Genomic DNA, 11594 nt, shown 5'->3' on the forward strand with positions numbered 1-11594 from the left:
GACCGGGCATCCGAACCTCGCTCATGGCCACCCCTTCAGCATCACCTCCGCCGGGTGTGCCCCGCGAGGTGAGTCACGGCACATGCTTCCACGACGCAGCCTGCATCGTCCCGGCCCGTGCGCTGCTGCTGCATGCAGCGCACACCGGGACGTACGGCTCCCGGTGCAGGTCGCCCGGGGCGAGAGCGAGCCGAGCAGGACGGTGGGACACAGCACAGGCGTGGGACACGCCCGCTACGCGACGGCAGACTGGGCGTCGCCGATCTGTATGCAGATCGTCGTCCCTGTGGTGGAGGTATCGCGGTGCACGAGCTGACCTGGGCCGATCCGGTCGTCCCCGACGGCGTCCGGGCGATCGGTGCGACGGCACCGTTCTGCTACGGCCTGACCAACTACGTCGCGGCGAACCTGAGCGCGAACGTACTGCTGGCGGTCGGGGCGAGCCCGGCCATCGGTGCGCTGCCCGGGGCCCCGGTCGCCTTCGGCGCCGGGGCGTCCGCCGTCTGGATCAACACCGCGTCGCTGATGAGCAGCGGCCCGGACACCCTGCTCGACGCGGCCCGCTCCGCCGATGCCGCGGGCACCCCGTGGGTCCTCGACCCGGTCGCGTTCGGCGCCGGGGCGGGCGAGTACGACGAGATCGTGCGCTCGCTGCTCGCCCACCGGCCGACCGCGATCCGGGGCAACGCCTCGGAGCTCATCGCGCTGAACGGCGGCGCCGGCGGCCGCGGTGTGGACACCACCGCCGACTCGACCGAGGCGATACCGGTGATCGCGGAGCTCGCGTCGCGGACCGGCGCCGTCGTCGCCGTCTCCGGGCCGACCGACTACGTCACCGACGGCGACGCGACCGTCGCCGTCACCGGCGGCGATCCGCGGCTGACCCAGGTCACCGGCGCCGGCTGCGCGCTGGGCGCGCTGACGGCGGCCGCGCTGGCCGCGGTCGACGACCGGTTGACCGCGGTCGCCGTCGCGCACGCGGTGTACGCGGAGGCCGCCCGGCGGGCCCGGCCGGCGCGGGGGACCGGCTCGTTCGCCGTCGCCTTCCTCGACGAGCTGTCCCTGCTGGCGGACTGATGCACCTCGCGGCCTTCCTCAACGCCGGCCCGCAGGGCACCGCCGGATGGCGCCACCCGGACAGCACCTCGTCGTTCCTGCGGCCGGAGCACTACCTGCGCGTCGCCCGGCTGCTCGAGGACGCCCGGTTCGACCTGGCCTTCGTCCCCGACTCGCTCGCCGTCCCGCGCAGCCTGGGCGGGTCGTTCGACCCGGCGGTGCGCTACGGCACTGGGACACCCCGGCTCTCGCCGATCCCGGTCCTGGCGATGATGGGGGCGGTGACCGAGCACCTCGGGCTCGCGGCCACCGGGTCCACCGGGTGGGCCCAGCCCTATCCGGTGGCCCGCGAGTTCGCGACGCTGGACCACCTCACCGGCGGTCGCGCGGCCTGGAACGTCGTCACCAGCTTCCAGGACGCCGAGGCGCGCAACCACGGCGCCGAGGCACTGCCCGGCCGTGCCGAGCGGTATGCCCGTGCCGAGGAGTTCCTGCAGGTCGTCACCAAGCTGTGGGACGGCTGGTCCGACGACGCGGTCCTGGCCGACCGCGAGACCGGCATCTACGGCAGGCCGGAGGAGGTCCGTGCCCTCGACCACGAGGGCGAACGGTTCCGGGTGCAGGGTCCGCTCGGGGTCCCGCGCAGCCCGCAGGGTCGACCGTTGATCGTCCAGGCAGGAGCCTCGCCGGCCGGCCGGGACTTCGCCGCCCGGTGGGCCGACGTCGTGTTCTGCAGCCACGAGTCGCTGGAGTCGGCCGTCGCGTTCTACGGCGACCTGAAGAAGCGGGTCGCCGCACAGCACCGGGACCCGGACCAGGTCCGCATCCTGCCCGCCGCGACCACCGTGGTGGGCCGGACCGACTCCGACGCGCGGGCCGCGCACGAGGCGTTCGCCGACCTCGTGCATCCCGAGGCCGGACTGTCGCGGCTCGCCTACCACGTGAACGTCGACCTCACCCGGTACGACCTCGACGGTCCGCTGCCCCCGCTGTCGGAGGTCGGCGTGGAGGGGCACTACCGGGAGGTCGTCGAGTTCGCCGAGCGCGAGGGACTCTCGATCCGCGAGATCGGCCGGTGGTACGGCGCACGGACCGAGGGCGACATGGTCGGTTCCGCGGCGACGATCGCGGACACGATGGAGCAGTGGCTCGAGGCCGGTGCGGCGGACGGGTTCATGGTCCAGGCCACCCACGTCCCGGGAGCGTTCACCGAGTTCGCCGACGCCGTCGTGCCCGAGCTGCGCCGGCGCGGGCTGGTCCCGTCCGCGTACACCGGGGGCACGCTGCGCGACAACCTGGGCCTGCACCGACCGGAACGGGGGCCGGCGTGAGCGAGCTCGTCACCGCGGAGGAGCTCGTCGAGGAACGGGCCGAGGCACTCGTCCTCGACGCGACCGTCGCCCGGGACACCGGTCCCGGGGGCGCGGTCGTCTACCGGTCCGGGCGCGCGGTGTTCGAGGCGGGTCATCTGCCCGGTGCGTCGTTCGCCGACATCGTGGAGGTGTTCTCCGCACGGGGTGCCGCGCTTCCGCTCACCCGGCCGTCCACGAGCGAGCTCGGCAGGGCCGCCCGCGACCTCGGGATCGACCGGGACTCGCGGATCGTCGTCTACGACTCGCTGAGCGGGGCGTGGGCCGCGCGGATCTGGTGGTTGCTGCGCGCCGCCGGACACACCGACGTCCGGGTCCTCGACGGCGGCCGCGCCGCCTGGGTCGCGGCCGGCGGTGAACTCGAGACCGGGGCGCCCCGACCGTCGGCCCGGGGAACCTGGACGCCCGTCGCCGCCCCGGGGCGCTGGGTCGACCTCGACGGCGTCCGCGCGATGCTCGACGGCGGCCGCCCCGGCACCTTGGTGTGCGCGCTGCGGACGCCCGACTTCGCGGCCGGTCACATCCCCGGCTCGCGGCATGCCGCCTACAACGACCTGCTGGACGAGGGGGGGGCTGCTGCGTCCGGAGCGGGCCGACGCCGTCGCGGCGTCGTTGCGGGATGCGCCCGGCCCGCTCGTGCTCTACTGCGGCGGCGGCATCAACGCAGCAGGCCTGGCACTCGCGCTCGCCGGACGGGGACGTGACGACGTCGCCCTGTACGACGGGTCGCTCACCGAGTGGCGATCCGCCGGACTGCCCCTGGAGGCGTCGCCGTCCGGCTGAGAGCGTTCCCGGTCAGTCCCGGGGTCGTGCCACCAGCTGTCGGATCCGCGCGTCACGGTCCTGCGCCAGATGGGCCAGCATCCGGGCCCGCGCGGTCGGCGCGTCACCGGAACGGATCGCGGCGGTGATCGCGTCGTGCTGGGCGAGCGCGTCGGCGAAGGACCCGGCGGCGGGGTCGGTCCGCCACGGAGCGTGCATCTTGATCTGGGCCTCCAGCCGCCCGATGAGGGCGGCGAGGGTGGTGTTGTGCGCGGCGGCCCGCACCGCCTCGTGCCACGCGTTGAGGTGCCGGCGCACGACGGCCACCTCCGCGGCGTCCCGCGCACGTGCCGAGGCCTCCTCGATCCGTGCGAGGTCGAGCGGCGTGGCCCGCGCCGCGGCGGCCTCTGCTGCTCCCGCGTCGAGCAGCGCCCGGGTCTCGAAGATCTCCAGCAACTCCTCGGGGTCGCGGCGGCGCGGGAGGAAGCCGTGGTGCGTCGCGACCAGCAGTCCGTCCTGGGCGAGCAACCCGAGTGCCTCCCGCACCGGTGTGCGGGACACCCCGAACTCCGAGCTGAGCGTGCCGGGGACCAGGGCCTCGTCCGCGCCGTAACGCCCGTGCAGCAGCCGGTCTCGCAGCTCGGCGTAGACCCGGTCCCGTGCGTTCCCCCCGGTCGGTCCCTCCCGTGACCCCACTCCGGGAACGGTAGTCGGGTCGGGCTCCCGGGGACCACTGCTCGCGGGATCCGTACCCACCGCCACCGGTCACCGGCCCATCACCCCCGGACCGGCGGGCCCACTCGCACCGCACGGTGGCGCAGCGCGACGACTGCCTCCGCGATGGCCGCCGGTTGCTCCTCCTGCACGTAGTGGATGCCCCGGCCGGCGTGGGTGCTCTCCAGGTTCCGGATCGTCTCACGGGCCCACGCCACGATCGTGGGGCTGAGGAGGAAGCCCGGTTCGAACTGCAGCAGGGTCTTGGGCACGTCGCTGGTCCGCAGCCAGTCGACGAAGGAGTCGAGGAACTCCACGGTGGAGGCCGGATCGCCGTCGACGGGGAGGTTGCGCGGCCCCTGCAGCACGGGCCGCCGCGACTCCGGGGTCGGGAAGGGGCGCTGATACTCCGCGATCGTCTCGGCCGACAGCGGGTTCAGGAAGAAGCCGGGGAACAGCTCGGTGAGGAACGCGTTCCGCTCCAGTACGAACTCCTCGCCCGCTCCCCGCGTGCGGATGAGGGCTCGGACGTCCAGGAACTGGTCGGGCAGGTGGCTCGACTCGATCGGGCGCAGCACCGGCTCGGCGAGGAGCACGGCGGCGACCCGGTCCGGGTGGCGGGCGGCCCAGTGCAGCCCGTGGGCCGCGCCGTAGTCCTGCAGCACCAGGGTGACGTTTCGCAGGTCGAGGGCGTCGAACCACGCGTCCAGGTGATGCTGCTGGTCGGTCAGGGAGTACTCGAGCGCGGGCTTGCCGGAGTCGCCGAATCCGAGCAGGTCGACGGCGAGAAGCCTCCCGTGGCCTTCGAGCCTGCGGAACACGTGCCGCCAGAGGAACGAGCTGGTGGGGTTGCCGTGGATGAACACCACGGGGTCGCCGCTCCCTGACTCGACGTGGTGCAGATGGGAGTCGAGGACGGGGGTGTCGTGCGCGGTGGCGGTCTCACCGAACTCCGGGTGCGGGTCGACGTTCGCGGGATGGGACACGGAGTCTCCTGGTGTTTGGTGTCAGGTGGACGTGGGCGGGGGAACGCGCCACAGACGTGGGGAGTGCGGGCCGGTGGGCAGAAGCCTGCGCCGGCGGAGGATCGGGACCACACCGTCGACGAAGTCCTCGGCGCCTCCGGGGTTGTGCGAGAACTTGACGACGAACCCGTCGGCGGCCCCCGTCGCCAGCCATTCCTCCATGATCGTGGCGACCTGCTCGGCCGTCCCGACGTGCGAGAGGTGGCCGCGGCTGCCCGCGACCTGCCGTACCAGTGTCCGCAGCGTCGTGGCAGGGCCCAGCCGGGCAGCTATCCCGGCCAGCACCGGGGCGCGGCTGCGGATCCCGTCGAAGTTCGCGGCGGCGAACCGCTCGGGCAGCGGGCAGTCGAGCCCGCCGGGCGGGACCTCGATCCCGAAGCCGCGCAGCAGGCCTGCCACGTTGTCGTCGGTGAGGAGGTCGTCCAGGCGGTCCCGCAACGCACGGGCCTCCGACTCGGTGGAGCCCAGGGTGACCAGGAAACCGGGCAGGAGCAGTGGCGGGCGGGTGCCGAGGACCGCGGCCCGCCGGTGCAGGTCGCGGCGGAACGCCCGCCCGTCCTCGACCGTCGGGGTGGCGGCGAAGACGACGTCGGCGTGTCGGGCGGCGAAGTCCCGCCCCCGGTCGGACGCCCCGGCCTGGACGAACAACGGCCGCGGGCCGTGTCCGCCCGCATGCCACAGCTCGTGGAAGCGGGCGACGACGCCGTCGGCGAGGTCGTAGCGGCTACCGTGGGCGGGCACGTCGGCCAGCCCGAACGCGGCGGCTGCCGACGGCGCCCCGGCGGTCACGATGTTCCAGCCCGCTCGGCCGCCGCTGACGTCCTGCAGCGCGGCGAAGGTGTCCACCAGCCCCTCGGCGGTGCCGAACACCGTGGAACCGGTGGCCACCAGCCCGATGTCCGGCACGGCTGCGCCGACCGCCCCCAGCAGCGTCGTCGGCTCGAACGGCCACCGCACGTGGTCGCGCACCGCGGGATCGAAGCCCACGAAGTCCGCGAAGAACACGGCGTCGAATCCGCCGCGGGCGGCGAGCCGGGCGCGGTCGACGTAGTAGCCGGCGTCGTCGGTGCGGTCCGGCCGCGCGGTCGGCAGCCGCCACGCGGCCTCGTGGTCGCCGCTGTGGTGGAACTCGGCGAACAGGTGCAGCGCACGGCTCATACCGACACCGCCCGCGGCACGACGCCCTGCGGCCCGGCAGGCACATCGAGCGGGGAGTGCACCGACCAGTGGAGACCGTCGTGGTGCACCGGCTCGATCCTGCTCACGTCGACGTGGATGCCCGCCTGCTTGTCGTTGCGGACCGCGCCGGGCTTCCAGGACCCGAGCAACGCCTCGACCAGGCCGACGGACTCGGTCCGGCGGTCCGGGTCGTCGTCGCGCGGGAGCCACTCCGCCCGGCCCGCGCTGATCTTGTCCAGCGCCGCGAGTCTGCGTGCGATCACATACGGGTGCACCTCGGCGGTGTCGACCACGACGACGAGCCGGATCCTGGTGGTGCGCACCGCGACCGCAGCGGCGAGCACGAACGGATCGGGTCTGCGGGGCAACACGAACCGGGCGTCGTCCGCAGCCTCCCGGGCGACGGCCGCCGCGACGAGTTCATCGAAGAACCCGCTCATGGCCGGAACTCCCCGAGCTGCCGACCGCCGTCGACGACGAACTCCGAGCCGGTGGAGAACCGGGACGCCGGTGAGAGCAGGAAGACCACCAGCTCGCTGACGTCCGCGGGCCGCCCCGGCTCGCGGATCACCTGGTTCGGCAGCACCGCCGAGTCCAGACCGTCGATGAACGGGGTCACGATCCGGCCGGGGTGCACCGAGTTCACCCGGATGTGGTGCCTGCCCAGATCCAGCGCGGCGGACTTCGTGAGTCCGCGTACGGCGAACTTGCTGCTCACATAGGACGGGTGGTGCTCGATGCCGATCAGCCCGGCGATCGAGGAGATCGTCACGATGCTGCCTCCTCCCGCCCGCACCAGGCTCGGGACGACGGCTTGGATGCCGAGCAGGACGCCGTCGACGTTGACCCGGTGCACCTGGCGGAACACCTCGAGGTCGACGGTTGCGGTGTCGCCGTGGCCGAAGATCCCTGCGTTGGCGACGAATCCGGTCAGGCCGCCGACCGCCGCCTCGCCGGCTCGCACTGCGGCGGCCCAGGAGTCCGGCTCGGTGACATCGAGGTCGACGGCGACGGCCGACTCTCCCAGCTCCTTCGCGACCCGGCGGACACCGTCGCCGTCGATGTCGCCGAGCACGACCCGGCCGCCCGCGGCGACCACGAACCGGGCGTGGCTCTCGCCGAGCCCGCGCGCCGCACCGGAGATCAGCACGACCTGGCCGGCGAGCGCGTCGCTCACGGGAACAGCCCCAGGGCGGTCCGGCCGACGACGTCGCGCACGGTGTCCGGGTTCGGCGGATGGAAGGACCCGGCCCGGACGTCGCGGTACAGCCGCTCCAGCTCCCCGCCCCGCGAGATCGAGCCCGCGCCCGCGATCTCCAACGCGAGGTCGGTGGCCGCGCGGGCACCTCGGGTGGCGTTCTCCTTGGCGGCGAACAGTTTCGTCAGGGTCCGGGCGCCGTGGTCGACCCCGGCGGTGAGTTCGGTCGTGAGGTTGTCCAGCTGGCCGAGGATGCCCTCGAGCAGCAGCTCGGCCTCGGCAGCGTGGTACTGCACGAACGGCTTCCCGGCCACGGGCCCGTCGCCCAGGCTGAGCGCGGTGCGTTTCCGCGCGGTCGCGAGCGCGACGTCGACGGCGCGCCGGGCGATGCCGTAGTAGACGTTGCCCAGCAACGGCAGTACCCACGTGAAGATCCCCGCGACGGCAGGCGCCGGATCCGCTCCGAGGTCGTGCACGTCGATCACGCGCTCGGCGGGGACGAACACGTCGGTGAGCACGGTGTCGTGGCTGGCGGTGGCCCGTACACCGAGGGTGTCCCAGGTCTGCTCGGTCTGCACGCCGGCGTCGCGGGTGAGGAACGCGTGGACGATCCGCGGCCGGTCCGGGTCGCTGTCGTCGCGGGCGTGCACGCCCAGGTAGTCCCAGGCGGGCGCGAGCGAGGTGAAGATCTTGCGCCCGGTGATCCGATAGCCCCCCGGCACCGGGACCGCCACGGTGCGGGAGTCGGCGATGGCGACGTCGTTGCCCGGCTCGCCGTGCCCGGCAGCGATCACCTTTCCCGCCGCGACCTCGCGCAGCAGCCATTCCTGGGAACGGTCGCCGCCCCGGTGGAGGCTCGCGGCGTTGCCGACCCAGTACAGGTGCATCGTGGTCGCCAGGCCGGTCGACGGGGCCCAGTAGGCGAGCTCGCGCTGGGCGCGGTTGACCTCGTGGAGGGTCAGTCCGCCGCCGCCGAACTCCCGGGGGACGGGGCCGCGCAGGTGCCCGGCGGTGCGCAGCTCGTCGAGGTCCTCGGCGAAGAAGCGGTTCTCCTCGTCGTAGTCGCGGGCCCGCGCGTGGATGCGGGCGAGCAGATCGTCGTCGAGGGCGGAGCGCAGGCCCTGGCCCGTCTCGGAACCGGTGGTCATGAGGTGATCTCCGTGGGTGGGTGCACGTCGCTCGGGCGGACCCGTGCGACGCTGGTGAGATGCGGGTGGAACAGGCCAGGTGCGTGCTGGCGATCCTGCGCACGGGCTCGTTCCGGGACGCCGCCCGCGATCTCGGGATGAGCCAGTCCACGCTCAGCGAGGCGGTGCGCGCGCTGGAGCGGGAACTGGGTGTACAGCTGCTGCACCGCAGGCGGCGCGGGGTGTCCGCCACCGAAGTGGGCGCGGCGGTGCGCCCGCAGCTCGAACACATCGCGCGGGCCGCGGCAGAGGTGCAGAACACCGTCGCGGCCTTCTCCGAGGCCGAACGCGGGCGGCTGCGCGTCGGGGTGGTCACGGCGGCGGCGGGCACCGTGCTGCCCGCCGCGATCGGCGACCTGCTGGCCGGACGTCCCGACCTGGAGCTGCAGGTCTCCTCGACCGGCTCGTCCGAGATCGGGGACGCGGTCGCCGCGGGCAGGCTCGACGCCGGGCTGATCACCGTGCTGGCCGGCGCGCCGGCGCCGCCCGGGCTGACCGTGGTCCCGTTGCTGCGGTGCCCGCTGGTCGTCTGTGCCCCCCTCGGACACAGGTTCGCCGACCTGGCCGAGGTGCCCGCCGCCGAGCTGGCGACCGAACGGCTGATCGCCTACCGGCCCGGCTACCTGATGCACGATCTGCTCGGTCGGCTGGTGGAGCTGCAGACCGCGACCGTCGTCTACCGCACCGACGACACCCGCACCGCGCTGGCCATGATTGCTGCGCACGTCGGCGTCACCGTGCTGCCGGAGCTGTCGGTGCCCGACCCGCAGGGGTTGCTCCGCCGCCCGTTGGCCCAGCCGCACCCCGAGGTGCTGGTCGCCCTGGTGCACGCCCACGACGACAAGGACCCGGCCGTGGCGGCGTTCGGCGAGATCCTGCTGCGGCACGCCCGCGCATCGGCTCACGACGGCACGTCTGGCAGCACGAGCGTGCGGTCCTCGGTGTAGGCCGCGCGGAGCGCTCGCCCGCCGTCCCGCGGGCCGACGGGTGGACCGCAGCACTCACCGCGGTCTCGGCCACGCCGTCGTCCTGCACCCGATCGACCGTCGCGGATGCCGGGCTCACTGCGCCGGGCCGGTGGGCGCCGCGAACAGCTCGGCGTCCGGGAGCACACCGAGGGCGATGCTGATGCGATTGGTGGCGTTGATGATCGAGATGATCTGGACCGCCTCGTAGATGTCCTCGTCGGACAGCCCGACGGCCCGCAGCTCCTCGATCCGGGCGTCGGACACCTCACCCGGAGTGTGGGTCAACGTGATCGCGAGATCGGAGAGCAGACGTTCGCGGTCGGTCAGCTCCGTGACCTCGCGGTGGTCCAACGCGACACGGTGGGCGAGCCGGTGGTCACCGAGGACCTTGCCCAGGCCGTCCACGTGCAGCGCGTGGCAGTAGCTGCACCGGTTGGCCACCGAGACCACGGTGGCGACGATCTCCCGCTCACGCAGCGTCAACGTGCTCGGGCTGTCCGGTGAGCCGAGCAGCAGGGGGAAGAGGTAGGCGTTGAGTCGGGTGAAGCCGGGCCCGCCGAGAGCGAAGGCCTTGAGCCAGTTGGGGACGTACCCCTCCAGGGCCTCGGTCCGCTCGAAGAACTCGGCGATGGTCGGGGGCAGGTCCTCCGGGGCGGGGACCTTGAGACGGGAGATGCGGGTCTCGGGCAGGGTCTCGTGCGTGGTCATGATGTGGCGGCCTCTCGAGGGGTGGGGTGGCTCGGCTCAGGCGAAGAACTGGTCGTCCGGCGTGACCTGCAGGAAGATGCTGAAGCGGTTCGCCGCGGCGAACACGGACACGACCTGCACCGCCTCGAAGATCTGCTCGTCGTCGAGGCCCAGCTCACGGAGGCCGGCGATGTCCGCGTCCTCCACCTCGGTCGGACGCAGCGCGAGCTTGCTCGCGAACTCGGCGAGCACACGGTGCCGCGGGGAGAGCTCGCGAACCTCGCGGTAGTCGATCGCCACCCGGGTGCCCAGCCTGCGGTCGCCGAGCGCATCCCCGAGGCTGCCCGCGTGGTTGAGGCGGCAGTAGCTGCAGCCGTTCTCCGCCGAGGTGACGGTCGCGAGGATCTCGCGGTCGACGTAGGGAAGCAGACCCTGGTTCGGGTCGAGCAGGGCAAGCAGATAGTCGTTGAATCGGGCGGTGTGATCCCCGCCCAGAGCAAACGCACGGACCCAGTTCGGGGTGTAGCCGAGCGTCGCGGTCAGGGACTCGATCTGCCCGCGCAGTTTCGCGGGCAAACTCTCGATCTCGGGAACCCGCAGACGTGAAATCGTGTGCTGATCGAGCGCTTCGGTGCTCATGGAAATCCTTTCCACGGAGAGTGGGCGGCATTCATCGGCACATCACCGACACTGAAGAGGTGTGGGCATGCGCAGTGAGCGACCGTCACGAGAAGTGTCGGCCGAGATGGGGGTATCAGCAGGCAGCGGCCAGAGAAGGCGGCTCGCGCCGCAGGCCGGTCAGGCTCTGCGGGAACAGCTCGGAAAGATCAACAGACCGAGGAGGAGACGCGACAGAAATCGACGTGTGCGCGCGATGTCAGCGGCAGTCGAATCGTCACGCCGCGACGCTAACCGACGCGCAGTAGTTGGGGCAACCGTCGAGTATGTGCGGCGCGCCTCACCTCGATTCGGTGAAGCTGTTCCGGTGATCGGGCTTCCTGTTCGGTCGGAGTCACCCGAAGATCGGCAGCGGGTATCGCTCTCGGATCACGGGTACCTCGCGGGCCGGGACGGCGACGAGCCACGAGAACTTGTCGGGCGCACCGCGGGTGACAGCGTGACTGCGCGGATGGCACCTCGACGCCCCGGAGGACACGGGATGGTGGGACGGGTCGTCGTGGTCGGGGGCGCCGCGCGGCACCGCTGGCGAACTCACCGCACTCGCGGAGCGGCTGGGAGGGATGTCGGCACGTGGCCGGCTGGCCTGCCGTCCGGACGTCTGCGCCGTTCAGCGAACGGGTCTGTGGGCGGGATCGGCTTGACATCGGGTGCGGCGCGGAGGTTGGGTGAAGTCGTCCATCCAGAGCGGCCGAGAGAACCGGCTCGACGACGCCGCAGCAACCACGTCCCCACGGGCGCAGGTGCTTCCGCCGGAAGCGATGGGGGAG

14 protein-coding genes and 1 riboswitch are annotated in these 11594 nt (G+C 72.9%); of the genes, 5 read left to right on the top strand and 9 right to left on the bottom strand.

Annotated features, from left to right (window positions below; translation table 11 throughout):
* Positions 1-303 precede the first annotated feature (303 nt).
* From Ae717Ps2_RS10785 to Ae717Ps2_RS40305, 4 genes are read left to right on the top strand one after another with little or no spacing between them, the layout of a single operon-like run.
* A complete protein-coding gene (locus tag Ae717Ps2_RS10785; protein WP_075333301.1) occupies positions 304-1077 on the top strand; it encodes a hydroxyethylthiazole kinase in 774 nt (257 codons plus the stop codon).
* Positions 1077-2387, top strand: a complete 1311-nt coding sequence (locus tag Ae717Ps2_RS10790; protein WP_075333302.1) for an LLM class flavin-dependent oxidoreductase — start codon at positions 1077-1079, stop codon at positions 2385-2387. Before Ae717Ps2_RS10785 ends, Ae717Ps2_RS10790 begins: the two co-directional genes overlap by 1 nt.
* The gene (locus Ae717Ps2_RS10795) at positions 2384-3130 is read left to right on the top strand and encodes a sulfurtransferase (RefSeq protein ID WP_083702331.1); all 747 of its coding nucleotides are present in this window, start codon (positions 2384-2386) and stop codon (positions 3128-3130) included. The genes Ae717Ps2_RS10790 and Ae717Ps2_RS10795 overlap by 4 nt, the downstream gene beginning before the upstream one ends.
* Positions 3063-3209, top strand: a complete 147-nt coding sequence (locus tag Ae717Ps2_RS40305; RefSeq protein ID WP_369804833.1) for a hypothetical protein — start codon at positions 3063-3065, stop codon at positions 3207-3209. Before Ae717Ps2_RS10795 ends, Ae717Ps2_RS40305 begins: the two co-directional genes overlap by 68 nt.
* A gap of 12 nt (positions 3210-3221) precedes the next feature.
* Here the strand turns inward: Ae717Ps2_RS40305 and Ae717Ps2_RS10800 are convergent, their stop codons facing one another.
* From Ae717Ps2_RS10800 to Ae717Ps2_RS36070, 6 genes are all read right to left on the bottom strand, one after another.
* On the bottom strand, positions 3222-3884 hold the full coding sequence (locus Ae717Ps2_RS10800) for a GntR family transcriptional regulator (protein ID WP_075333303.1): 663 nt from the start codon (positions 3882-3884) through the stop codon (positions 3222-3224).
* Between the two features lie 80 nt (positions 3885-3964).
* Positions 3965-4888, bottom strand: coding sequence for a haloalkane dehalogenase (locus tag Ae717Ps2_RS10805; RefSeq protein WP_075333304.1), 924 nt, complete (start codon positions 4886-4888; stop codon positions 3965-3967).
* A gap of 21 nt (positions 4889-4909) precedes the next feature.
* Positions 4910-6085 carry an LLM class flavin-dependent oxidoreductase gene (locus tag Ae717Ps2_RS10810; protein ID WP_075333305.1) on the bottom strand — a complete coding sequence of 392 codons (1176 nt, stop codon included), beginning with the start codon at positions 6083-6085 and terminating at the stop codon, positions 4910-4912.
* Positions 6082-6546, bottom strand: coding sequence for an LLM class flavin-dependent oxidoreductase (locus Ae717Ps2_RS10815; RefSeq protein ID WP_075333306.1), 465 nt, complete (start codon positions 6544-6546; stop codon positions 6082-6084). The genes Ae717Ps2_RS10810 and Ae717Ps2_RS10815 overlap by 4 nt, the downstream gene beginning before the upstream one ends.
* Positions 6543-7283: an SDR family oxidoreductase gene (locus Ae717Ps2_RS38175; RefSeq protein WP_075333307.1), complete on the bottom strand. Its 741-nt coding sequence runs from the start codon at positions 7281-7283 to the stop codon at positions 6543-6545. Before Ae717Ps2_RS38175 ends, Ae717Ps2_RS10815 begins: the two co-directional genes overlap by 4 nt.
* Complete coding sequence (locus tag Ae717Ps2_RS36070) at positions 7280-8452, bottom strand: acyl-CoA dehydrogenase family protein (protein ID WP_075333308.1); 1173 nt, start codon at positions 8450-8452, stop codon at positions 7280-7282. Before Ae717Ps2_RS36070 ends, Ae717Ps2_RS38175 begins: the two co-directional genes overlap by 4 nt.
* A 59-nt stretch (positions 8453-8511) precedes the next feature.
* Between Ae717Ps2_RS36070 and Ae717Ps2_RS10830 the strand changes: the two genes are divergently transcribed.
* On the top strand, positions 8512-9438 hold the full coding sequence (locus tag Ae717Ps2_RS10830) for a LysR family transcriptional regulator (RefSeq protein WP_075333309.1): 927 nt from the start codon (positions 8512-8514) through the stop codon (positions 9436-9438).
* A 114-nt stretch (positions 9439-9552) separates the two neighbouring features.
* Here Ae717Ps2_RS10830 and Ae717Ps2_RS10835 read toward each other — a convergent pair whose 3' ends face one another.
* The 3 genes from Ae717Ps2_RS10835 to Ae717Ps2_RS40310 form a co-directional block, all read right to left on the bottom strand.
* Complete coding sequence (locus Ae717Ps2_RS10835) at positions 9553-10167, bottom strand: peroxidase-related enzyme (protein ID WP_075333310.1); 615 nt, start codon at positions 10165-10167, stop codon at positions 9553-9555.
* Positions 10168-10203: 36 nt separating this feature from the next.
* A complete protein-coding gene (locus tag Ae717Ps2_RS10840; protein ID WP_075333311.1) occupies positions 10204-10785 on the bottom strand; it encodes a peroxidase-related enzyme in 582 nt (193 codons plus the stop codon).
* Positions 10786-10973: 188 nt separating this feature from the next.
* Positions 10974-11045: a putative leader peptide gene (locus tag Ae717Ps2_RS40310; RefSeq protein ID WP_369804874.1), complete on the bottom strand. Its 72-nt coding sequence runs from the start codon at positions 11043-11045 to the stop codon at positions 10974-10976.
* 454 nt (positions 11046-11499) lie between these two features.
* A riboswitch (SAM riboswitch) is annotated at positions 11500-11592 on the top strand.
* The last annotated feature ends 2 nt before the right edge of the window (positions 11593-11594 follow it).

Source organism: Pseudonocardia sp. Ae717_Ps2, from assembly GCF_001932475.1.
In the GTDB taxonomy this organism is placed as follows: Bacteria; Actinomycetota; Actinomycetes; order Mycobacteriales; family Pseudonocardiaceae; genus Pseudonocardia.